At 63.8% G+C, this 23,472-nt stretch carries 19 protein-coding genes and 2 pseudogenes; 7 read left to right on the top strand and 14 right to left on the bottom strand.

Annotation, left to right across the window (positions count from 1 at the left end):
- The first annotated feature begins 3 nt into the window (after window positions 1-3).
- The 3 genes from fliN (at window position 4) to IC761_RS06625 (ending at window position 3,144) form a co-directional block, all read left to right on the top strand.
- Entirely contained in the window at window positions 4-354 is a 351-nt protein-coding gene (gene fliN, locus IC761_RS06635; protein WP_195802474.1) for a flagellar motor switch protein FliN, read from the top strand.
- Window positions 355-407: 53 nt separating this feature from the next.
- On the top strand, window positions 408-1,793 hold the full coding sequence (flbD, locus tag IC761_RS06630) for a sigma-54-dependent transcriptional regulator FlbD (protein ID WP_195802473.1): 1,386 nt from the start codon (window positions 408-410) through the stop codon (window positions 1,791-1,793).
- 205 nt (window positions 1,794-1,998) lie between these two features.
- A complete protein-coding gene (locus IC761_RS06625; RefSeq protein ID WP_195802472.1) occupies window positions 1,999-3,144 on the top strand; it encodes a M20 family metallopeptidase in 1,146 nt (381 codons plus the stop codon).
- Window positions 3,145-3,156: 12 nt separating this feature from the next.
- On the opposite strand, the gene IC761_RS06620 is transcribed toward IC761_RS06625, so the two are convergent.
- The 7 genes and pseudogenes from IC761_RS06620 to IC761_RS06590 all read right to left on the bottom strand — a co-directional run bounded on the left by IC761_RS06620 (window position 3,157) and on the right by IC761_RS06590 (window position 9,444).
- Window positions 3,157-3,312 carry a hypothetical protein gene (locus tag IC761_RS06620; protein ID WP_195802471.1) on the bottom strand — a complete coding sequence of 52 codons (156 nt, stop codon included), beginning with the start codon at window positions 3,310-3,312 and terminating at the stop codon, window positions 3,157-3,159.
- An 86-nt stretch (window positions 3,313-3,398) separates the two neighbouring features.
- A complete protein-coding gene (locus IC761_RS06615; protein WP_195802470.1) occupies window positions 3,399-3,980 on the bottom strand; it encodes a flavin reductase family protein in 582 nt (193 codons plus the stop codon).
- A gap of 32 nt (window positions 3,981-4,012) precedes the next feature.
- A pseudogene (locus IC761_RS06610) lies at window positions 4,013-4,648 on the bottom strand (ATP-binding cassette domain-containing protein); the annotation flags it as partial.
- Window positions 4,649-4,856: 208 nt separating this feature from the next.
- On the bottom strand, window positions 4,857-5,663 hold the full coding sequence (ssuC, locus tag IC761_RS06605) for an aliphatic sulfonate ABC transporter permease SsuC (protein ID WP_195802468.1): 807 nt from the start codon (window positions 5,661-5,663) through the stop codon (window positions 4,857-4,859).
- Window positions 5,660-6,817 (bottom strand): FMNH2-dependent alkanesulfonate monooxygenase, encoded by a 1,158-nt coding sequence (gene ssuD, locus IC761_RS06600; RefSeq protein WP_195802467.1) that lies wholly within the window; start codon window positions 6,815-6,817, stop codon window positions 5,660-5,662. Before ssuD ends, ssuC begins: the two co-directional genes overlap by 4 nt.
- 136 nt (window positions 6,818-6,953) lie before the next feature.
- Entirely contained in the window at window positions 6,954-7,904 is a 951-nt protein-coding gene (locus IC761_RS06595; protein ID WP_195802466.1) for a sulfonate ABC transporter substrate-binding protein, read from the bottom strand.
- A 373-nt stretch (window positions 7,905-8,277) separates the two neighbouring features.
- Window positions 8,278-9,444 carry a cytochrome P450 gene (locus IC761_RS06590; protein ID WP_195802465.1) on the bottom strand — a complete coding sequence of 389 codons (1,167 nt, stop codon included), beginning with the start codon at window positions 9,442-9,444 and terminating at the stop codon, window positions 8,278-8,280.
- Between the two features lie 235 nt (window positions 9,445-9,679).
- On the opposite strand from IC761_RS06590, the gene IC761_RS06585 reads away from it, so the two are divergent.
- Together IC761_RS06585 and IC761_RS06580 are read left to right on the top strand one after the other, a co-directional pair.
- Window positions 9,680-9,991 (top strand): hypothetical protein, encoded by a 312-nt coding sequence (locus IC761_RS06585; RefSeq protein ID WP_246791446.1) that lies wholly within the window; start codon window positions 9,680-9,682, stop codon window positions 9,989-9,991.
- Between the two features lie 31 nt (window positions 9,992-10,022).
- Complete coding sequence (locus tag IC761_RS06580; RefSeq protein ID WP_195802464.1) at window positions 10,023-11,126, top strand: tetratricopeptide repeat protein; 1,104 nt, start codon at window positions 10,023-10,025, stop codon at window positions 11,124-11,126.
- A gap of 22 nt (window positions 11,127-11,148) precedes the next feature.
- On the opposite strand, the gene IC761_RS06575 is transcribed toward IC761_RS06580, so the two are convergent.
- Entirely contained in the window at window positions 11,149-11,949 is an 801-nt protein-coding gene (locus IC761_RS06575) for a L,D-transpeptidase (protein ID WP_195802463.1), read from the bottom strand.
- A 423-nt stretch (window positions 11,950-12,372) separates the two neighbouring features.
- A complete protein-coding gene (locus IC761_RS06570) occupies window positions 12,373-13,752 on the bottom strand; it encodes a transposase (protein WP_195798804.1) in 1,380 nt (459 codons plus the stop codon).
- A 308-nt stretch (window positions 13,753-14,060) separates the two neighbouring features.
- Here IC761_RS06570 and IC761_RS06565 point away from each other — a divergent pair, with 308 nt between their 5' ends.
- Window positions 14,061-14,984 carry a dienelactone hydrolase family protein gene (locus IC761_RS06565; RefSeq protein ID WP_195802462.1) on the top strand — a complete coding sequence of 308 codons (924 nt, stop codon included), beginning with the start codon at window positions 14,061-14,063 and terminating at the stop codon, window positions 14,982-14,984.
- A 190-nt stretch (window positions 14,985-15,174) separates the two neighbouring features.
- Here the strand turns inward: IC761_RS06565 and IC761_RS06560 are convergent.
- From IC761_RS06560 to IC761_RS06545, 4 genes and pseudogenes are all read right to left on the bottom strand, one after another.
- Window positions 15,175-16,528: pseudogene (locus IC761_RS06560) on the bottom strand (IS1182 family transposase).
- Between the two features lie 160 nt (window positions 16,529-16,688).
- A complete protein-coding gene (locus IC761_RS06555) occupies window positions 16,689-17,477 on the bottom strand; it encodes a helix-turn-helix transcriptional regulator (protein WP_195802461.1) in 789 nt (262 codons plus the stop codon).
- A 237-nt stretch (window positions 17,478-17,714) separates the two neighbouring features.
- The gene (locus tag IC761_RS06550; protein ID WP_195802460.1) at window positions 17,715-18,920 is read right to left on the bottom strand and encodes an LLM class flavin-dependent oxidoreductase; all 1,206 of its coding nucleotides are present in this window, start codon (window positions 18,918-18,920) and stop codon (window positions 17,715-17,717) included.
- A gap of 97 nt (window positions 18,921-19,017) precedes the next feature.
- The gene (locus tag IC761_RS06545; RefSeq protein ID WP_195802459.1) at window positions 19,018-20,256 is read right to left on the bottom strand and encodes an acyltransferase family protein; all 1,239 of its coding nucleotides are present in this window, start codon (window positions 20,254-20,256) and stop codon (window positions 19,018-19,020) included.
- 193 nt (window positions 20,257-20,449) lie between these two features.
- Here IC761_RS06545 and IC761_RS06540 point away from each other — a divergent pair, with 193 nt between their 5' ends.
- Window positions 20,450-21,565 carry an ATP-dependent DNA helicase gene (locus tag IC761_RS06540; RefSeq protein WP_195802458.1) on the top strand — a complete coding sequence of 372 codons (1,116 nt, stop codon included), beginning with the start codon at window positions 20,450-20,452 and terminating at the stop codon, window positions 21,563-21,565.
- 183 nt (window positions 21,566-21,748) lie between these two features.
- Here the strand turns inward: IC761_RS06540 and IC761_RS06535 are convergent, their stop codons facing one another.
- A complete protein-coding gene (locus IC761_RS06535) occupies window positions 21,749-23,437 on the bottom strand; it encodes a caspase family protein (RefSeq protein ID WP_195802457.1) in 1,689 nt (562 codons plus the stop codon).
- Window positions 23,438-23,472 lie beyond the last annotated feature (35 nt).

The following is a 23,472-nucleotide window of genomic DNA, read 5'->3' as shown; positions in this document are numbered from 1 at the left end:
GCCATGAGCGACACCGACGGACAGGTCCCGCTGCCCGATCTTAACGGCCCGTTGCCGCCGACCGGCAACGACGTCAGCTACAACGAGGAAGAATATGCAGCCCGCGTCGCCGCCGACCTCGAAGCGGTGTTCGACGTGCCGGTGCAGGTCTCGGCCGTGCTCGGCCGGTCCAAGATGGACGTCGCCGATCTGTTGAAGCTCGGACCCGGCACCGTGCTCGAGCTCGACCGCCGCGTCGGCGAGGCCATCGACATCTATGTGAACAACAAGCTCGTCGCTCGTGGCGAGGTGGTGCTGGTCGAGGACAAGCTCGGCGTGACCATGACGGAAATCATCAGGACCGAACGCGGTTAAGCAATTGCAAGGAATGACGCGCGGCAGCGCGAACAGACGGACAGGAGACTGACATGCGGCTTCTCATCGTTGGCACATTGAAGGGCCAGCTCACCACCGCCACCAAGATCGCGATGGAGAACGGCGCCACCGTGACCCATGCGGAGGATCACGAGCAGGCCTTGCGCGTGCTGCGCGGCGGCAAGGGCGCCGACCTCCTGCTGGTCGACGTCGCCCTCGACATCCGCGACCTCGTGATGCGGCTCGAGGCCGAGCACATCCACGCCCCGATCGTCGCCTGCGGCATCACCAACGACGCCCGCGCCGCGGTCGCCGCGATCCACGCCGGCGCCAAGGAATACATCCCGCTGCCGCCGGATCCGGAGCTGATCGCCGCGGTGCTCGCAGCCGTCGCCAACGATTCCCGCGAGCTGATCTATCGCGACGAGGCCATGGCGAAGGTCGTCAAGCTCGCCCAGCAGATCGCGGGCTCGGACGCCTCGGTGATGATCACAGGCGAATCCGGCACCGGCAAGGAAGTGCTGGCCCGCTACGTCTACACCCGCTCGACCCGCGCCAAGCGCCCGTTCATCTCCATCAACTGCGCGGCGATCCCCGAGCATCTGCTGGAATCCGAGCTGTTCGGTCACGAAAAGGGCGCCTTCACCGGCGCGATCGCCCGCCGCATCGGCAAGTTCGAGGAGGCCACCGGCGGCACGCTGCTGCTCGACGAAATCTCCGAGATGGACGTCCGCCTGCAATCGAAACTGCTGCGCGCGATCCAGGAGCGCGTGATCGACCGCGTCGGCGGCACCAAGCCGGTACCCGTCGACATCCGCATCATCGCGACCTCGAACCGCAACCTGGCCGAGGCCGTGCGCGAAGGCACGTTCCGCGAGGACCTGCTGTTCCGCCTCAACGTCGTGAATTTGAAGATCCCGCCGCTGCGCGAGCGCCCCGCCGACATTTTGGAGCTCGCCCAGCATTTCGTGAAAAAATATGCCGAGGCCAACGGCGTGCCGATGCGCCCGATCTCGGCTGACGCCCGCCGCGTGCTCTCCACCAACCGCTGGCAGGGCAACGTCCGCGAGCTCGAAAACACCATGCACCGCGCGGTGCTGATGGCACAGGGCGACGAGATCGGGCCCGATGCGATCCTCACCCCGGACGGCGACCGCCTCGATCTCGCCAAGACCGCACCTGCGGTGGCGCATGCCACCATGGCCGCCGAGCAGGTGACGCGGGCGCTCGTGGGGCGCACCGTCGCCGACGTCGAACGCGACCTGATCCTGGAGACGCTGAAGCACTGCCTCGGCAACCGGACCCATGCCGCCAACATCCTCGGCATCTCGATCCGCACGCTGCGCAACAAGCTCAACGAATATTCCGACGGCGGCATTCCGATTACGCCGGCGGGAACGCCGGGTGAATATCCGCGGATGCCGGTGATGGGGGCGTAGGCAGCGTCCGCGCTGATTGCGACTACAAGTGCCCGGGCTCAGTCCCGGGCATTTTTTTGGAGGCCACCCTACCAGCCAAATATATGGTGTCGTCCCGGCGAAGGCCGGGACGACGGTGGAGAGACATGGCCGCACCGCATCGGGCGACTAGGTCAAGTCCGCGCAACGGCCTATAACCCCGCCTGAGAACCATGCGAGGGACCACATGTCTGAAGCTCAAATCACGGATTGGCTGGCGACGCAGCGGCAGGCGATGATCGATCTGTTGCGCGATGTCGTGAACATCGATTCCGGGTCCTATGACAAGGAAGGCGTCGATGCCGTCGGTGCGCGGTTCGAGCGGCACTTTTCCGAGCACGGCATTCCGTTCCGGCGGGAAAGCCATGACGGCTTTGGCGACGCGATCCATGCCGAGGTGGCAAAGCCAGGCAGCAACGAGAAGCCGGTGCTGTTGATGGGGCATCGCGACACCGTGTTCGGCAAGGGCGAGGCCGGACGCCGTCCGTTCACGATCAAGGACAAGCGCGCTTACGGTCCTGGCGTTGCCGACATGAAGTCGGGCCTCGTCATGAACGTGTTCGTGGCGACCGCCTTCCACAAATTCGGCGGCTCACCGCATCCGATCAAGGTGCTGATCACCTCCGACGAGGAGATCGGCTCGCCCTCATCGCGTCCGGTGATCGAGCGCGAGGGGCGCGCCGCGCGCGCCGTGTTCAATTCCGAGCCGGGCCGCCCGACCGGCAACGTCGTCACCAGCCGCAAGGGCGGCATCTTCATGCACATGGCCATCACCGGCAAGGCCGCGCATTCCGGCGCCAATTTTTCCGCGGGCGTCAGCGCGATCGGCGAGCTTGCGCACAAGATCATGCACATCCATGCGCTGACTGACCTGAACAAAGGCATCACGCTGAATGTCGGCCTCATCTCCGGTGGTCAGTCCGTCAACACCACCGCCCCTTATGCGGAAGGCCAGATCGACATGCGTTACGTCGATCCGGCGGACCGCGCGCGCGTGATGGCCGAGATCGAAAAGATCGTCGCGACCTCCTACGTGCCGGGCACCAGCGCTGTGCTGACGATCAAGGGCGAGTTCGTGCCGGTGGTGCAGAGCGAGGCCTCGAAGGCGCTGTTCGAAGGCTATCAGGCGGCCGCCAAGCAGGCCGGCCTCACGGTCGAGGGCGAGTTCTCCGGTGGCTGCGCCGATTCCGGCTTCACCGCTGCGGTCGGCACGCCGACCATCTGCGGCCTCGGGCCGGTCGGCGGTCTCGCGCACACGCCGGAGGAATATCTCGAGATCGACAGCATCGTGCCGCGCGCGCAGGCATTGGCGCTGGCAATCCTGCGGGGGTGATTTCGTGGGATCTCACGAATAATTCGGCGCATCCGGCTTGCGGAAGATGTGGATGGGGTCGCCGGGAATGATCGGCTGGCCGCGGAAGGTCGCATAGGCGAACAGCGCGAGATAGGCGATCGCCAGCGCGCCGATGGCATAGAAGGCCCAGGTCGCGACGCGCTTCATCGTTCCGCTCCAATGCCGTCCCGGCGGGAAGGCTCAGGCAGCGCTTCTAGAGCGCTGCTGCGGAAAAGGCCAGCCTGCGCGCGCGATCAAACGCCGCGCCGGCCACGCGCGGGAACGCTGACATCGGCAAGCTTCACCGCATCTTCGTCCTGGTCGACCGCCACATACTGGCCATGCCAATAAGCGAGCGCCGCGTTGCGGGTCGAATTCTTGATGTCCCTGATACGGCCGATGACGATGCCATGCGAATGCCGCTCGACGATCTCCTCGACCTCGCAGTCGAACGCCGACAGCGCGCCGACCAGCAGCGGAACGCCGGAGACCGACGTCACCCATTGCGCGCCTGCAAAACGATCGGCGCCCTTCAACCCGCCCTTGCCGGCAAAGCGTTCAGCGACATCGAGCTGGTCGGCATTGAGGATGCTGACCCCAAAAGCGCCGTGGCGCTTGATCAGCGGAAAGGACGAGGCATCGCGGTTGATGCTGACCAGCAGCGTCGGCGGCTCGACCGACAGCGAGGTTACGGATGTAACCGTCATGCCGGTGATGTCCCTGCCCCGCCCGGCGGTGATGATGCTGACGCCGCCGGTCAGGTGACGCATGGCGTTGCGGAAATCGACGGACGAGACGGGGATTTCGGTCATGAGGTCGCGGGGCACTAGATTCATGGCATGCTCCCCGAAAATGGGGTCCCCTCTATCTAGGTACGATCGTCCGCCGACAAAAGGTGGCTCAGGATCGAGCCTTCGAGGCCGGCGAGCTCGACCGAGCCGCGCTGGCGGGGGCGCGCCGCATTAACCATCACGTCGTGGGCGATGCGGCCCTGCTCGATCACCAGCACCCGGTCGGCCAGCGCGACCGCCTCGGCCACATCATGGGTTACCAGGATCGCGGTAAAACCCTGGTCGCGCCAGACCCGCTCCAAGAGCCGCTGCATCGAAATGCGGGTCAGCGCATCCAGCGCGCCGAGCGGCTCGTCGAAGGCGAGCACGCGGGGACGCGACACCAGTGCGCGCGCGAGCGCGACGCGCTGCTTCTGGCCGCCCGACAGCACCGCGGGCCACTGGTCGCGCTTGTCGGCGAGCCCGACCTCGGCGAGCGCCTTCTCCGCCCGCGACTGCGCGTCATCGGAAGCGCGGTCGCGGCCGAGGCCGACCTCGACATTGGAAAGCACTCGGGCCCAGGGCAACAGCCGCGGCTCCTGGAACATCACGCGGATGTCCTCGGGCTGGATATCGTCACCAAAGCCGATGCTGCCGGCGTCGATCTTTTCCAGGCCGGCGATGAGGCGCAACAGCGTGCTCTTGCCGCAGCCGCTCTTTCCGACGATCGCGACGAACTGGCCGGCCGGGATGTGCAGGTCGATGCCGCGCAGCACCTCGTTGTCGCCGAAAGATTTGCGCAGGCCGCGGATGCTGAGCGGCAGGCCGCTGCTGTGGACCGGGCGCTCCTCGCGCACCTCGCGGGCCGCCGGCGCAAAATTGGCGCGGCTGGCGAGCTCGGTTTCGGGAAGGGACGTACGAAGCGCTCTCTGCATGTCACTCTCAACCATTCTGGAAGGCGGGGTGCCAGGCGAGCGTCAGGCGCTCCAGCACGCGGGAGGCGGTGTCGGCGAGCTTGCCGAGCAGGGCGTAGATCAGGATCGAGAGCACGACGATGTCGATCTGCATGAACTCGCGCGCCTGCATCGCCATGTAGCCGAGGCCGGACGAGGCCGCGATGGTCTCGGCGACGATCAGCGTCAGCCACATGATGCCGAGCGCAAAGCGGATGCCGACGAAGATCGAGGGCAGCGCGCCGGGGAAGATCACGCGGCGAAACGATTCACCATCGGTCATGCCGTAGATGCGGCCCATCTCGACGAGCTGGGGATCGACGGTGCGGATGCCGTGCAGCGTGTTGAGGTAGATCGGGAAGAACACCCCGAGCGCCACGAGAAACAGCTTGGCGCTCTCGTCGATGCCGAACCAGAGGATCACCAGCGGGATCAGCGCCAGATGCGGCACGTTGCGCACCATCTGGAGCGTGGTGTCGGTGAGCTTTGCCGAACGCTGCGACAGACCGTTGGCGAGCCCGAAGGCGAAGCCGATGCTGCCACCGATCAGAAAGCCGATCGAGGCGCGCCAGAACGACACCCAGATGTTGCGGACGAGCTCGCCGGAGAGCAGCAGCTTCCAGCCGGCGAGCGCGACGTCGCTCGGCGCCGGCAGCACCCGCGTCGACACGAAGCCGGTGACGCTGGCGAGCTGCCAGATCGCGATGATGGCGAGCGGCACGATCCACTGGACCAGGCCGTCAGCGCGTGGCAGCCGAAGCTTCCGCGGAAGCGAGATGCCGTCGATGAGGCTCATGATTGCGAGGCTTGCTTGTGGGGGCGGAAGTCGTTGCCGACGGTCTCGCCGAACGGACCGTGGTTGGGATGCAGCCGCGTCACGTTGCTGCCCTGCCCGAGCGAGAGCAGCGGGAACACCAGCTCGGCGAAGCGGTAGGCTGCCTCCAGATGCGGGTAGCCCGACATGATGAAGGTATCGATGCCGATGTCCCGATACTCCCGGATGCGGGCCGCGACGGTCTCGGCATCGCCGACCAGCGCCGTGCCGGCGCCGCCGCGCACGAGGCCGACGCCGGCCCAGAGGTTCGGGCTGATCTCGAGCTTGTCGCGCCGGCCGCCATGCAGCTGCGCCATGCGCTGCTGGCCGACGGAGTCCATGCGCGCAAAGGTCTTCTGCGCGGTGGCAATGGTCTCGTCGCTGACATGCCTGATCAGCTCGTCCGCGGCGCGCCAGGCCTCGTCGTTGGTCTCGCGAACGATCACATGAAGGCGGATGCCGAAGGAGAGCTTTCGCCCGCGCGCGGCGGCGACGTCCCTCACCTTCGCGATCTTCTCGGCAACCTGCGCCGGCGGCTCGCCCCAGGTGAGATATTTGTCGACGGTGTCGACGGCGACGTCGATGCCGGCATCGGAGGAGCCGCCAAAATAAAGCGGCGGGCGCGGCGACTGCACGGGGTGGAACAGCAGGCGCCCGTCCTCGATGCGGATGTGCTTGCCCTCGACATTGACGGTCTTGCCCGCGAGCAGGTCGCTATAGACGTCGAGGAACTCGCGGGTGACCTCGTAGCGCTCGTCATGGCCGAGGAAGATGCCGTCACCCCCGTTCTCGACGGGATCGCCGCCGGTGACGACGTTGATGAGCAGCCGGCCGCCTGTGACACGGTCGAGCGTCGCGGTCATCCGCGCCGCGACGCTCGGCGATTGCAGGCCGGGGCGAACCGCCACGAGATAGCGCAGCCGCTCGGTGAACGGCGCGACCGCGGAGGCGACGATCCAGGAATCCTCGCAGGAGCGCCCGGTCGGCAGCAGCACGCCGTAATAGCCGAGCTGGTCGGCGGCCTGCGCGATCTGGCGTAGATAGCTGAAGTTGACCTCGCGGCCGCCGGTGGCGGTGCCGAGATAACGGCCATCGCCATGGGTCGGCAGGAACCAGAGGATGTTGCTGTTGCTCATGGACGTGCTCCTAGCCGTAGGTCGTGCCGACCGCGGCGGCCACGACGCCGACGGAGAGGACGATGGCCGCGATCACGCGTTGAACGATCCGCTTCATGTTCGAACCTCTTGAAATGGGAAGGCTGGTCGGCACGGTTCACGCGGCCGGATTGCGCCAGACGATGTCGCCGACAACGACGGGTTTTGGGATCAGGCCGAGCTTGTAGAAGCGATCGGCGACGCCCTGCTGGGTCGCGACGATGTCGTCGGTGACGGGGCCGACCGCGTAGGACGAGCGGTCGGCTGCGATGGTCTGGATATCGAGGGGAATGCCGGTGACGGCTGCGAGCGACTTTGCAACCTCGTCGCGATGTTGCTCGGCCCAGGCGGCGGTTGCCGCGGTGACGTCGATGATCTGCTGCAACACCGCGCCGTGGTTCTTCGCAAAGTCGCGGTTGGCGATGTAGAAGGAGTTGGTCTTGGTGATCTCGTTGGCGTTGACGAGGATGCGACCGTTCTGCCTGGTCTCGCCGATCGCAAAATAGGGATCCCAGATCGACCAGGCCTCGATGCTGCCATTGGCGAAGGCAGGGCCTGCGTCCGGCGGCGTCAGATAGACCGGCGTGATGTCGGCATAGGTGAGCCCCGCCTTCTCCAGCGTCTGCACCACGATGTTGTGGGCGCTGGAGCCCTTGGTGAAGCCGATGCGCTTGCCCTTCAGCTCGGCGATGGAACGGATCGGCGAGTCCTTCGGCACCAGAATGCCCTGGCCGTTGGTGACGGGCTGGCCGGCGGCATAGACGATCGCGGCGCCCGCGGCCTGGGCGAACACCGGCGGCGAATCGCCGACCGCGCCGTAATCGACGCTGCCGACATTCATCGCTTCCATCATCGGCGGGCCGGACGAGAACTCCACCCATTTCACCGCGACACCTTGCGGCGTGAAATGTTTTTCCAAGGCGGCCTGCTGGCGCGTGATGACCAGCACGCCGTTCTTCTGGTAGCCGATACGGATCTCCTTCACTGCGCCTTGCGCGTTCGCGTGCGGGGCAAATGCAGCTGCGGCTGCTGTTCCAACAGAGAGTCTCAAGAAGTCACGACGCTGCATTCCACACTCCCGGCCGTACGCGGCCGTCATTGCTTGCGATGCGGGAATGATGGTGCGCGCTATCGGAGGTGTCGAGACGCGCGGAAAAATAGCGATGCGAGCACTGCGCGCGACACGGTGCGCGTGTTTAATCTTTCAAGCGGCGGAGCGAACGCAGGGAGAATTTTCCCGCACGCGAATGTGAGAACCCGGCGCGCTCGGCGGAAGGCTCTGGCCGCCGGACAACAAAAACATCGAAAACAACCCCATGCACAGTAGCCGGGGCATACGAAACAACAGCTTACGTATTATCCGAAGTCGATTTGACTCGTCGGGCAAAACAGGGGCATAATGGCATCATGGCGGCGCTCGGGATGGACGGGCCCTTTCCGGGCTAATGCAGCCATCTCACCGGCAGATTCTGCAAGCCGCGGAACGCCCAGCCGCCGATCCGCACCGGCTCGTCGTCGGCGATCTCGATATTCCCGGCGCGCGCGAACAGGGTCGGCAGCGCGACGTCGGCGATCATCGCGCGCGAGGCCCAGGCGCCGGCGCAGAAATGCGGGCCGGCGCCGAAGGCAACGCTCTTGGAGGTGTCGCGCCGCACGTCGAACTGGTCGGCGCGCTCAAAATGTTTCTCGTCGCGGTTGGCGGAGCCGAACATCAGGAACACGCGCTCGTCGGTCTCGAACGACACATCGCGGATGGTCCAGGGTTTTGCGATGCGGCGTGGCGACATGCCGATCGGCGAGATCCAGCGGGCGTATTCCTCGAAGGCCTGGAGCCACGTCACCTCACCCCTGCGCACGAGGTCGAGCTGGTCGGGATGGGTCAGCAGCGCCCACACCGTGCCGGCGATCGCTTTGCGCGGCTCGTTCTGGCCGCCGGAGATCGCGAGTTTGACATTCGCGCGCACGCTCTCCATCGGCATGCCCGAGGCGAGGAGCACGCCAAGGATGCTCTGATCGGGATGCTTGCGCATCACCGGCAAAATGTCGTCGATCGCGGCATCGATGCCCGACGTTGCGGCATGGCAGCGCGCCTCGACCGCGGGATCGCCGCCATAATTGGCGATGCCTTCGATCATGCCCTGCGACCACGCATCCATCTCGCCGAAACCGATATTAGTGAGACCGGTGATCGACTTCAGGCATTCGCCGGAGAACGGCAGCGCGAAGTCGCGCATGAAGTTGATGCGCCCTGGCTCGATCGCATCGATGATGCGATCCGCATGGGCCTGGAACAGCGCGGTCCAGTAGCCCTTCACCGTCTTCGGCGACACCGTCGGAAACATCGCGCGGCGCTCGACCTGATGCGCCTCGCCGTCCTTGCGCATCATGTTATGGCCCATCAGCCGGTTCATCAGGCCAGCAGGCTGGTGCGAGGAGAACACGTCGATCTGCTTCTCGGAGATCGAGATGTCGTCACGGCTTGTGAGTAACGTCGAGCCGAGCTGCGGCACGAAGGCGATCGGCGCCTCTTTCCGCAGCTTCGCGAGCATCGGATAGGGATCGGCCCAGAACGACGAGGGGTCGATGTCGATGCGCGGCGCGGTGCTCAAGGCGGCCTCTCCCGGATTGTTGTGTGATTCAGGGGAGACTAGCGCACTGCGGCGCAGCCGTCTGTCCCTAGCGATAGGGACAGACGGCATCAGGGCGTGTCATCGCATGTCGAATGCTCGCCGCAAAGAAACGGCTAACCACGTTGCGACGGCTGCACCGGCGAGAAATGGAAAGGTCGATCAACCCATGATAGCATTCGCTTTCGGATCAACCAAGGGAACTGCCGTGACTGGAATGACCAAGCCTCGCCTCAGGCTTCTGATGGTTGCCATGTGGATCGCTCTCGTCGGTGCGCTCTTCGTTTGGTTCACGTTCATGAACAAATCCGGCGGCGTTTCGCCGTCCTGGGTGGTGAGTGTGATCGTATCCTGGTTGCCGTTCCTGATGCTGGTGGGCGTCTGGCTGTGGGTCTCGCGCGCGAGTCGGCGCTCGTCATCCGGGACGAGTTGGGTCGATCTCTACGAGCAGCAGGTCGTCGAAAACAGGCGCACGAATGCATTGCTGGAGAGGATCGCCGCGGCTCTGGAAAAACCGTCTCCGGGTTAGCGCGAACACCGGCCATCGCGGAGATAAAGGTATGCGCTCGGGGATTTCCGCGTATGTCTGGCTGGTTGCCCTTGCATTCGCGACAGCCGCTTCTGTCAGCCGACCGGCGGCAGCCGACGATCGACAGGATTGCCTGAAGGCATCGAAGGAAACCGCTGCCGCTGCGATCGACGCCTGTACACGCGCGATCCAGAGCCAAGACTACGATGAGTGGGACCTGTCCGACCTGTATCATCACCGCGGCTACGCCTGGTCATGGACGAACTACGCCGATCGCGTGGACCGCGCCTTCAAGGACTATACCGAGGCGATCCGGATTGATCCGAAGGCTGTCAGCTCATTGCTGAACCGGTCGCAAATCTACAACCACCGGCGCGACTACGACCGGGCGATAGCGGACGTCGACCGGGCGTTCGCAGGCGGCCTGTCGACCTATGGAAAGCGGGTCGGATACGGCGCGCGCGGCTACGCCTATCAAGCCAAAGGCGACTATGAGCGTGCCATCGCGGACTATACCGACAGCCTCCAACTCGATGCGAACAACACAAGCGCACTTTGCGCTCGCGGCTACGCCTATCTGGTCAAAGGAGATGTCGATCGTGCCATCTCCGACTACGACCAGGTGATCGCACTCGATCCGAGCTATGCGCTCGCCTATTACAACCGCTCCGTTGCGTACAGGGAGAAAGGTGACCTGGATCGCGTCATCGCCGACAGCAGTCAGGCGATCACGCTCTATCCGAGGTACAGGGACGCCTACGCCAATCGCAGCTATGCCTATCGAGCCAAGGGCGATCTCGACCGCGCGATCGCCGACTACGATCAGATGATCACGCTCGATCCGGAAGACAAGGACGCCCGTAACGGCCGCTCCACCGCGTACCTGCTCAAGGGCGATTTCCGTCGCTCCATCGCCGACCTCGATCTGGAGCAGATGCTCTCATGGATCGCTGCGATTGTTGTCCTTCTGGCGGTGACGATCTGGGTTTGCTCCCGAACAGGCACGCATGCGCGCGGGTGGTTGTCCGGTCCGAAGATGATCGAGATGGTCGAACGGGAACTCGCCGAAATCCGAGGCAAGAACGCCGTCATCGAAAGGATCGCGCTGGCACTGGAGAAGCATTCGTCGGGTTGAAGACTGAATACGGAGGACCGAGCTACTGCGCTTCGGCGACCTTCGGTCCGGATGACGACATCTGCGCGTTGGCGGCGGAGGGCCGGCTCGACGGCGATGCCGGAAGCACGATCACTTTCGCTCCGACCTTCACCCGCTCATAAAGGTCGGTGACGTCGTCATTGGTCAGCCGGATGCAGCCGGACGACACCCGCTTGCCGATCGTATCGGGCTTGTTGGTGCCGTGAATTCGATATTCGGTCTCGCCGAGATACATCGCCCGGGCGCCGAGCGGGTTGCCGGGACCGCCCGCCATGAACCGCGGCAGATAAGGCTGACGCACGACCATCTCTGCGGGCGGACGCCAATCCGGCCATTCTGTTTTGCGGGCGACAGTCTGTTCGCCGGACCACGCGAAACCTTCGCGGCCAACACCGATGCCATAGCGCATCGCTTGCGTGTCGTTCAGAACGAAATAAAGGAATGTGTTCCTGGTATCGATGATCACGGTGCCCGGCGTCTGGTGGCTGGTGTAGTCAACCACCTGCCGGACAAAGGCTCCGGGACCATCAGCGGCCTTTGGAGGTTCGACCGGAGGCGCGGGGGCCGGGGCCGGAATCTGAGCCGGAGCTGGCGCTGATGCGTGAGCTGGTGCTGCCACGTAAACCCGAGTTGACGATGCCCGGGCTTCGTGCGCGGCCGGTGTCCGTGTCGGTTGCACGCTCGCCGGGCGAGACAGCAAACCGTACCCCAATGCGGCGACGGCCACGGCGCCAATTGCAACTCTCGCGGCCATTGGTATTGCGAGCGTCTGTGCCTTTCCACGTTTGGCCCGCTTGCTCATGTCTTCTCCCAGGTCACCATGCCCAAAACAGGTACCCAGCAAAATTTAAGAAACTTCGAAGCGATGTCGTTCGGACTGGAACCGTCAGTCGTGGTTAACGCCGAACTCTTGCTCAGCAGCATAAAAATTGGGCGTCCCGCCTGATATAGGTCGCGACGTGGACAACGCGCTTCCGGAATGAGGCGAGGTCTGAAACGCCCGGCGGAGCGGACACGCTCCGCTCTTTCGTCAACGGCGGAGCACCATGCCCGGACTGGTCTGCTAAGGGCCGATTTTGTTGCAGAAGTCGGTAGGATCGACGCTCTCAGCCGAGGCCGAGATCTGAAAATTTGGGCTCGCGATCTCTCGGCCGCCTGCCCGGCATGGGCTGCGGATACGCCCCCGGGCACTGATGTTTGACGCAACCAACGCGACGGACGCCACTTACGCAACGCACGGTGCGGCCGTGTTGGGTGGATGGAGCGCCAGCTTGGCAAAGCGACGAAGGTTCTGAGCGATTGCTGCAAGCGTAAATTCGAACCGCGCGCCGGCCGGGCCACGCAGCCTCAGGCGGCCGAGCCGCAGAATCCGCTTGAGGTGCGCAAACAGCATCTCAACCTTCTTGCGATCTCGTCGGGTCTGATCGTAGGCAGGCGTCTTGGCGATCGCGCGGGCGACATCGCGCGCTGCCTCATGCACGTGGCGTGTGATCTTCCGGCTAGGCGAGTTTGGGCAGCATTTGGACTTGAGCGGGCAGTCGCGGCAATCGGCGACGCGCGAGAAATACGAGATAGCGTCATCCCCGCGTGGTCCGCGTGCTCCACTTGAGCGCGGCAGGATCTTGCCGCTGGGGCAGATACATTGATCGCGCGCCTCGTCATAGATGAAATCGTCGCGGCTGAACGTGCCGTCGTCGCGCTTTGACTTGTCGATCACCGGGATGTGGGGCGCGATCCCCTTCACATCGACCAGGAAGTGGAGATTTTGGGCCGCGCCGTAGGCCGTATCCGCGACGAGCCAGTCGGGTTTGATGCCGAACGTCTTCTCAGTCCTTTCGATCATCGTCTGGGATGCGCCAACCTCGGACTGGCGGATCGCCCGGGACGCTTCGACATCCATGATAATACCGAACTTGATGTCGACGAGGTAATTGTCGGCGTAGGCGAAGAACGCGGCGCTGCGCAGTGCGCCAGTCCACTGCGCGGCTGGGTCGGACGGCGCGACAAACTTCGGCACGACGTCGGTCGCACGACCCCATGCCGGATCGTCGAGATTGGCAAGGTAGTCCTGAACGGCGCGCCTGGCCCTCATCGGGTCGATGTCGTGGCTCCATTTGTCGCCCGGGGTCGAGCGGCACTTATTGGCGTCCGCCGCGATCAAGCTGGCATCGACGGCGAAACCATCGCCGCCGACAAGGCCAGCTTTGATGCACGAAACGACGACATGTTCGAAGACGTGACGAAAGACATCATGATCGCGAAAGCGCTCGTTGCGGGCGCGCGTGAATGCCGAGTGATCCGGGATTCTGTCCTCTATGCCAAGACCGCAGAACCAGCGATATGCGAGGTTGAGCTGGACCTCGCGGCATAATGCTCGCTCCGAGCGGATCGCGAATACGTATCCGAGGATGAGCATCCGGATCATCAACTCCGGATCGACCGATGGCCGACCAGTGTTGGAGTAGTGCGGCGCAAGCTCTGCGCGCACCCACGAGAGATCGAGAACTGCCGCAATCTGCCGAACCTGATGGTCGTCCGGTACTACGGCTTCGAGGTCGAACGCATAGAACAGCTGACCCTGCTCACTCTTGCACCGCCCCATCATCGAAACGCTCCGTCGATGGCCGCTTCACCTCACGGAATCACGGTTTGCTCCGCTCCTCAAGGGTTCTGCAACAAAATCGGCCGAGAGGCGACATCGCGCAGGCAAAGGACCCGTATTCCGCAAGGACGGCAGGGGCTGGATCGCGGCGACACGGCATTTCGTCACCCGTTTAGGGGATGACCCGACCTCAAATGTCTGAGATGCTAGAGGTTGTGTAACGGCGTGGTGTCCGGTGCGCGACCCGACAGCAGGACGATGGAGCGACAATGCTTCTTGAATAGCTGATTGGCAAAACCATGGAGCGCGAGATGGCGTCGGTCTCCAAGTCGAAAACCACTAAGTCGAATACCATCGCTTTCTTTGATCGCACTGCGTTCGCGTTTAGTCTCCTTGTCATATTGGTTTCGACAGCCAGTGCACAAGAGAAGGTTTCATTCGCCTCGACGGACGGTGAGCTGAACGGTGGAACGCCAACGAGCATCAGCGGCTATCTCTACCGACCATCAGGACCAGGTCCTTTTGCAGCAGTTGTCAGCATTCACGGATGCGACGGCGCAACAAACGAAAAAGGCGAAGTCCGCCCGCTCTACGGAACATGGGGCGAAATCCTCTCTCAAAAGGGGTACCTCCTTCTCCTGATCGATTCCTTTCAACCCCGCGGACACGGCAGTCTTTGCGCAATGTTGCCGGTCTTCTCGCGCCCCGTTCTGCCGAACCGGGAGACGCCAATGGACGTGTATGGCGCGTTGAATTATTTGAGGTCGCGCTCCGACGTTCGCTCCGACAGCATTGCCATTCTTGGTCAGTCGTACGGCGGAATGGCGATGATGTTCACGATCGCCAACGGCGCATTGCCGAAAGATGTGGCACCGGATAAGGATTTCCGGGCTGCGATCGCACTGTACCCGAACTGCCCTCCAGTCGCGGACAAGGACCCGCATTGGCGGCCCCGCCAACCGATGCTGCTGCTGATGGGCGAGTCAGACACCGCGACGCCTCCGGGACCGTGCAAGGACATGGTCGCACGGGCAAAGGCCGAAGGCAGCCCTCCCATTGACATGTATTTCTATCCCGACACCTATCACGCCTTCGATCATCCGAACCTTCCGATGATGCAAATGATCAGCCAGAAACGGCCGGATGGCAGTTCGCCGATCGCGGGATCAAATCCCGAAGCCCGCGCGGATGCGATCAATCGTGTCACACAGTTCCTGGCGAGCGAGTTGAAATAGCTGCGCAGGTGGGCTCTTCTCGCGTCCGTTGAGGGCCGATTTTGTTGCAGAAGTCGGTAGGATCGACGCTCTCAGCCGAGGCCGAGATCTGAAAATTTGGGCTCGCGATCTCTCGGCCGCCTGCCCGGCATGGGCTGCGGATACGCCCCCGGGCACTGATGTTTGACGCAACCAACGCGACGGACGCCACTTACGCAACGCACGGTGCGGCCGTGTTGGGTGGATGGAGCGCCAGCTTGGCAAAGCGACGAAGGTTCTGAGCGATTGCTGCAAGCGTAAATTCGAACCGCGCGCCGGCCGGGCCACGCAGCCTCAGGCGGCCGAGCCGCAGAATCCGCTTGAGGTGCGCAAACAGCATCTCAACCTTCTTGCGATCTCGTCGGGTCTGATCGTAGGCAGGCGTCTTGGCGATCGCGCGGGCGACATCGCGCGCTGCCTCATGCACGTGGCGTGTGATCTTCCGGCTAGGCGAGTTTGGGCAGCATTTGGACTTGAGCGGGCAGTCGCGGCAATCGGCGACGCGCGAGAAATACGAGATAGCGTCATCCCCGCGTGGTCCGCGTGCTCCACTTGAGCGCGGCAGGATCTTGCCGCTGGGGCAGATACATTGATCGCGCGCCTCGTCATAGATGAAATCGTCGCGGCTGAACGTGCCGTCGTCGCGCTTTGACTTGTCGATCACCGGGATGTGGGGCGCGATCCCCTTCACATCGACCAGGAAGTGGAGATTTTGGGCCGCGCCGTAGGCCGTATCCGCGACGAGCCAGTCGGGTTTGATGCCGAACGTCTTCTCAGTCCTTTCGATCATCGTCTGGGATGCGCCAACCTCGGACTGGCGGATCGCCCGGGACGCTTCGACATCCATGATAATACCGAACTTGATGTCGACGAGGTAATTGTCGGCGTAGGCGAAGAACGCGGCGCTGCGCAGTGCGCCAGTCCACTGCGCGGCTGGGTCGGACGGCGCGACAAACTTCGGCACGACGTCGGTCGCACGACCCCATGCCGGATCGTCGAGATTGGCAAGGTAGTCCTGAACGGCGCGCCTGGCCCTCATCGGGTCGATGTCGTGGCTCCATTTGTCGCCCGGGGTCGAGCGGCACTTATTGGCGTCCGCCGCGATCAAGCTGGCATCGACGGCGAAACCATCGCCGCCGACAAGGCCAGCTTTGATGCACGAAACGACGACATGTTCGAAGACGTGACGAAAGACATCATGATCGCGAAAGCGCTCGTTGCGGGCGCGCGTGAATGCCGAGTGATCCGGGATTCTGTCCTCTATGCCAAGACCGCAGAACCAGCGATATGCGAGGTTGAGCTGGACCTCGCGGCATAATGCTCGCTCCGAGCGGATCGCGAATACGTATCCGAGGATGAGCATCCGGATCATCAACTCCGGATCGACCGATGGCCGACCAGTGTTGGAGTAGCGAGAGATCGAGAACTGCCGCAATCTGCCGAACCTGATGGTCGTCCGGTACTACGGCTTCGAGGTCGAACGCATAGAACAGCTGACCCTGCTCACTCTTGCACCGCCCCATCATCGAAACGCTCCGTCGATGGCCGCTTCACCTCACGGAATCACGGTTTGCTCCGCTCCTCAAGGGTTCTGCAACAAAATCGGCCAAAAGGCGACGATCCTGGCGGGCGGGCTGCGCATCGGCTTTGCGCCCGGAAGCAGATATCGCGGACTTGACGTCTCCCTCAGTTCAGGCCGTGTGGTCCTGCCAGCAGAGCCAGCACGATCGAGAACAATTCGTTCTGTGAGGAAATGCCGAGCCGCTCATAGGCGCGCTTGCGGTAGGTCAGGGTCGAATGCAGGCTGATGCCGAGTGCCTGCGAGATCGCCTCGGAGCTTAAGCCGAGCAGGATGTGTCGACACACCTCCTGCTCGCGCGGCGTCAGTGCGGAGAGCGGCGCGCGTGTCGCGAACAGCGTGGCGAGATTCTGGTCGAGCGTCGCAGTGGCGGTCCGCTGGAAATGACGCGCGACACTTGCGCCAATGGCCGGCGCGATGGTTTGCAGCCGCGCACGCTGGGCATCGTCGAATCGGCCCTGGGACGTGATGCGGTAGAAATTGACGTAGAAGCAGGTGTCTCCAGTCCAGATCGCGGTCGCGCATTTGTCGACGATGTCGGAATCGTGAAAGAAGATTTTTCGGTAGCGCGCGCCGTACATCCGCGGCGCGAACGACGGCAGCATGATCGGCGTGCCGCCTTCGGCCTCGAACAGCGCGTCGCGGTTCGGATCGGATTCGTGGAACTGCCCGGCATAGGCTGCGCCGAGATCGGCTCCGGTCGGGATGTTGCCGGCATCGAGCAGGCAGCTTGCAGTGCCGGCGCGGCTCAGCGCGAACACCATGCAATGGCCGACGCCGGCCTGCCGGCGCAGCGTGTCGATGAGGATGTTCGGGAAGTCGGGACGGCCGATGGCGAGCACCGCGGACGTGATGTCGCCGGCCGCTGGATTTGAGGCCATCGCGTGGGGCCGCATGGGTTTCCTCCGCCAAGGTTCTTTTGGCGGACGATATCAGCAGTGGGAGTTAGCTGGAAGTCGGCTGAGTTGACCTATGCCGCTTCTGGGTCCCGGCTCTGCGCGGCAACGCTACGCGTTGCAGCGCGTCCGGGACACGAGAGTTGGCGTATCGCGTACAGTCTCGTGCCCCGGATGCAGCGCAGCGCCTCTTCGGCGGTGCGCTGCTGAGCCGGGGCCCATGCCGGATACGAAGCGTTACCCCGCCGCCGCCTTTGCCGGCGGGACGTTGATGGCGAGCTTGCCGTAGCGGTCCGTAAAAGCCTCGGTGTCGATCTCTTCCAGCTTGATCTCGCCGCTCATCACGCTTTGCTTCCAGGCCGCCTGCGCCGGATCGTTCTGGAACTCCGGCATCACCTCGCGGCCGAACAGCTCGAGCGATTCGCAGATGTGCGCGTGGCTGTTCTTGCCGGCTTGATTCAGCAGGATGACCTGGTCGATATGCGAGGACTGGAAGCGCTTCAGCTTCCGCCGGATCGTCTCCGGCGAGCCGATCAGGCCGCCGCGCAGCGCCGCCTCCTGCGCCTCCGGGTTATCGCGCTTCCACTTGTTGTACTCGTCCCACATGTTGACGGTGTAGGGCGCCGGCCGCTGGCGGTTCTGCGCGGCGCCGTAGAAGCGCAGCGCGAACTGGAAAAAGGTGGCGCCGTCGGCGCGCGCACGCGCCTCTTCATCCGTCTTTGCGCACATGAAGAACGACACCAGCGCCATGTTCGGGTTGATCTCGTAATCGGCGAGCTTTGCGAGACGCTTGGTCATCGCGTTGTAATAGGCATGCACCCAGGCATGCGCGGCGTCCGCGCTGACGAACTGGAAGCCGAGCGCGCCAAAGCCGTGGCGTCCGGCGCGCTCGATGGTCGGCAGCTGCGAGCAGGCCATCCACAGCGGCGGATGCGGCTTCTGCACCGGTTTTGGCACGACATTGCGCAAGGGGATGTCGAAATATTTGCCGTGATGCTCGGATCCTGCGTCCTTGAACATCGGGAAGATCGCAGCGACGGCCTCCTCGAACACTTCTTTCTTGGTCTCCATGTCGCGGCCGAACGGCGTCAGCTCGGTGATCGAGGCGCTCTCACCCATGCCGAATTCGCAGCGGCCGTTGGAGAGCAGGTCGAGCACCGCGACGCGCTCGGCGACGCGGGCCGGATGGTTGGTGGTGAGCTGGAGGATGCCGTGGCCGAGCCGGATGTTTTTGGTGCGCTGGCTCGCAGCCGCGAGGAAGGATTCCGGCGAGGGTGAATGCGAATATTCCTCGAGGAAGTGATGCTCGACGACCCAGGCATGGTCGTAGCCGAGGCTGTCGGCCAGCTCCAGCTGCGAGAGCGCGTTCTGGTAGAGGGCGAGTTCGTCGCCGGCCACCCAGGGCCGCGGCAGCTGCAGCTCGTAGAAGATGCCGAACTTCATGACGACGTCTCTCCCAAGTTTTCTTGCAAGTGTTCTTGCAAGTTTTCTTGCCCGCTTATTTTTGTTGCGCCCATCTTAATGCGCGGGGCGGCGCTGTCTACGCAGTCGCAATTCCGCCTTGCGGGAGAACGCGCTTCTCGGCGCGGCGGCCATTGAGGATCACGCCGATGAAGGTGAAGCGCACCAAGAGATGATAGCTCGCCAGCATCGGCGGAATCGCGACGAGGAGAATGATTGCGAACTTGACCAGCCCGGGCCAGTCGAGCTGCGACAGCGCGACCTGCAATGCCATCACGATCGGCAGGTGGATCAGATAGAGCCAGTAGGAGGCGTCGGCGAGATAGCGCCGGGCCGGGCTGAAGCCGGACATGAAGCGGAGCGCGAGACCGATGACCGCGAAGGTCGCAATCCATATCGCCGGCGCATACAGAACCACGGAGACGAGCCTGAGCGTCGCGAAGCTGAACGGCGGTTTCGGTGCGCCCGGCGCGGGGAACATCACACCCACTAGAACGAAGCTGATCAGGATCAGGCCGATTGCGAGCAGGAGATGCGCCAGCCAGCGCCGCTCGAGCAGCCGCAGCAGATCGACCTGCCGATGCAGGAACCAGCCGACGGCGAATGCGGTGCCGAAGCCGATCCAGGCCTGCGCATTGGTGACGAGCGATTGATCCGGCGTCCTGACGCCGAACACAGTGACCCATCTCTGGTCGAGGCCGAACGCGATGCCGATCGGGATCGCCGGGATCAGGGGAGCGAGCGGATTTCGCATGATCCGCGCGAAGAGACGGTCAAGCAGCGATCGCAGAGCGCCGGACGTGTCGAGCCAAACGATCGCGCCGCGGAGCAGGAACATGGCGACATAGAGCTCCAGCAGCACATAGAGAAACCAGAGATGGGTCAGGGGGAAATTCGGCAGCACCGGCGGCCAGGTGCGTGCGCCGGGGACCCTGCCGCCATTCGGGAAAAAAGACGCCCAGGTCACGATCAGAAAGATCAGCGCGAACAGGATCGGCCAGCCGACCACGAGCGGCAGCGCGATCCGCTGCAACCTGTCCGTGACGAAGCCAAGACTGCCCCGGCGCTGAAGGCTCATGCGGGCGAAGAAGCCCGCCATCAGGAAGAAGGTCGTCATCCGGAAGACATGGATGGTGAAGAACAGCAGGGCGAGCGCGAGGCTTTGATGGGTGTCCTGGATGATCCAGATCCTGGTCGGGGACGGAACGAACGACAATGTCGCGTGCAGGACGATGCCAAGCAGCAGGGCAAAACCCCTGACCGCGTCGAGCGCGTGGAGCCGTTCGGATGCAAAGCTGGCGGAGGGCAGCTGGGACATGGCGAGGCTCGACTTGCTGGAAAACGACTTCAAACCCGCAATCTGCCTGATCATTGTCGCATCACGCTCGTGCAGGGACAATCTAAAATTGCGCTGACGATCGCGGCGGCCAAAGCTCAGCCGGCTTGAACCGGCGGGACGAATGGTTAGTTTTGAGGGATGGCGAATCGCCTCGCCCTTCCTCAAGACAGACATGCCGACATTCACCCCGCACCAGGATGCCGCGCTGAAAGCCGTCGGCGACTGGCTCAAAGCCAAACCCGGCCGCAACGGCACGCCGCCGATCTTCCGCCTGTTCGGCTTTGCCGGCACCGGCAAGACCACGCTGGCACGGCATATCGCCGACGGCGTCGACGGCGAGGTGAAGTTTGCCGCCTTCACCGGCAAGGCCGCGCTCGTCATGCGCAACAAGGGTTGCGACGACGCCTCCACCATCCATTCACTGATCTACCGCGCCCGCGAATCCGGCGAGGAGCAGCCGAGCTTTGAATTGTGGGACGACGCGCCGGCCTCCAAGGCCAAGCTGATCGTGATCGACGAATGCTCGATGGTCGATGCTGAATTGGGCCGCGATCTGATGTCGTTCGACTGCCCGCTGCTGGTGCTCGGCGACCCCGCGCAGCTGCCGCCGATCCAGGGCGGCGGCTTCTTCACCAACACCGAGCCGGACGCGATGCTGACCGAAGTGCACCGCCAGGCCCAGGACGATCCGATCGTGCGGATGTCGATGGACATCCGCGAGGGCCGCGAGCTCGAGATCGGCCGTTACGGCGAGAGCGAGGTGGTGTCGCGCAAGGAGCTCGACCCCGATCGCGTCATGGGCGCCGACCAGGTGCTGGTCGGGCGCAACAACACGCGCCGCGCCTACAACATGCGGGTGCGGCAGCGCCAGAACATCGAGGATGTTTTTCCGGTCGCCGGCGACAAGCTGGTCTGCCTGCGCAACAACCGCAAGAAGGGCCTGTTCAACGGCGGCCTCTGGCGCGTGAAATCGCGCAACACCTCGCGCTCGAAATCGCGCATCCTCTCGATGCGCCTCTCCCCCGACGAGGATTTCGGGCACAAGGTGACAAAAGTCTCGGTGCGCGCCGATTGCTTCGAGGGCGGCGTCGAAGCGGTCGCCTGGGAGCAGCGCAAGCCCTATGACGAGTTCGACTACGGCTACGTGCTGACCGTACACAAATCGCAGGGCTCGCAATGGGACGACGTCGTGCTGTTCGACGAGAGCTTTGCGTTTCAGGACTCAAGGGCGAGGTGGCTGTACACGGGGATCACGCGCGCGGCGAAGCGATTGAGTATCGTGGTGTAGCGTCGTCCCGGCGAAGGCCGGGACCCATACCGCGCGATCTATCCGTATTCGGTGGTGCAAGTACCGAACGAATATCGGATCACGTCGAGTCTTCGCCAAACTTCTGCCTGTGGTTATGGGTCCCGGCCTTCGCCGGGACGACGCCAGTTGTGAGGCGCCGCCATCGCGTCCAGCGAACAGCCCTCACTTCCCCGCCACGAAGTAAAAATCTTCCCGTCCCGGCGGCGAGCCGTAGGTGAACGGCTGCTGCTCGTGCCTGGTGGCGGTCCAGACGTCGTCGCGGACGATGTCGAACAGCTTTCGGATCTCGACCTTCGGCTCCTTGATGTCGCGGGCGAGCGCGGTGGCGAACGGGCTGTCGGCACCGCCGTCACCGTCGATTGCCGTCTCGCCGTGCTTGGCGGCATAGACCACCATGAAGCCAGCGCCGGGCTCGATGTTCGAAAACCCCTTGTCGACGAGCTTCATCGACAGCGTGCGTTGCATGGTCGGCGCGAATGGATTGTCGCGGCAGGCATCGAGAATGACCAGGCGCAGCTTGCGGGCACCGCCGACCGCGGCAATCACCTGTTCGAGCGCCACAGCCTCGGTCTCGGCGTCCTTGTCGGCGACGAGCCTGGTATCGATCGGCACCAGATAATTGACCCCGCCGATCTCAAAGCCATGGCCGGCATAATAGACCACGGCCCAGTCGGCCTTCTCCGCGTCCGCCGCGAACGCCCGCAACGTCTCGAAGAACTTGTCGCGCGTCAGGTCATTGGCGACCGTGACGGTCTGGAAGCCGAGATCGCGCAACACGTTTCCAATCAGCTTTGAATCGCGCGGCGGATTGTCGAGCGCATGGACGTTCTTGTAGGCACCGTTGCCGATCACGAGCGCGATGCGGCGCGCATTGGTTGCGGTTCCGGGTGTCTGCGCCGTCAGCGCTGCGAGCCGTTCCTGCGCCTTGGCGCGGGCACGGGCGACGTCGAGCTCGTCAAACGGGCTGAGCGCATAGGCGGCCGAGCGATAGTCCGCGCGGGCCTGGGCGAGATCGTGCTTCTGCTCGAATACCTGGCCGCGGCCGGAATGGGCACGCACGTTGTTGGGATAGGCGGCCAGGACCGCATTGTAGTCCTTCAACGCGGCGTCGATGTCACCCTTCATCATGTTGACGTCGCCACGATTGTTGATCGCGAAAGTGTTTTTCGGTTGCCGCTCGATCAGGCCGTTGCAATCGGCAAAAGCCTGATCGTACTTGCCCATCATGCCGTAGGTGATGCAGCGGTTGCCGGCGATCTGCGGCGCGCTCGGATCGATCTTCTCGGCCTCGGCAAAGTCCTGTAGCGCGCCATCGAAATCCTTCAGCAGCGTGCGCACGCGGGCGCGATTGGTCCAGCCGAGCAGGAACTTCGGTGCGAATTTGACCGCCACGTTCAGATCGTCGAGCGCGCTTTGCAGCGCGCCCCGACGCAGCTGAATGGTGGCGCGATTGCTGTAGGGAACGCCGTAATTGGCGCGCTTCTGGATGGCGAGGTTGTAGTCGGCCATCGCGAGATCGTCCTCGCCCTTGCGCTCATGGGCGACGCCGCGCAGGTTGATGGCCCCGACATTGTCCGGATCGGCAGCAATTGCGGCTGAGAGCACCTCGATGGCCTTGTCATAGTCGTGCTTGTTGACCAGCGTGTTGCCGCGCACGGAGAGCGCGACCACCTTGTCCTTGCCGGTCACCCGGTCGCCATCGAGCAGATTGTCGCAGGCCGTGGCACGCGCCTGCTGGTCCGCCTGGCGGTCACGGCAGGTGGCGAGGTCGTCGCCGGCTTGCGGCTCGGCCGCCGCGAACGAGGCACCGGCGGCCAGGATGACGAGGGTCAGGGAAACGATCCGCAGCATGTTGTCAGGTCAGCTCCAGCCACCATTTTTATGTC

The organism is Bradyrhizobium commune, assembly GCF_015624505.1.
GTDB classification, from domain to species: Bacteria; Pseudomonadota; Alphaproteobacteria; order Rhizobiales; family Xanthobacteraceae; genus Bradyrhizobium; species Bradyrhizobium commune.
The sequence above is the reverse complement of the archived record's forward strand: the minus strand, read 5'-3'. Positions and strand labels throughout refer to the sequence as shown.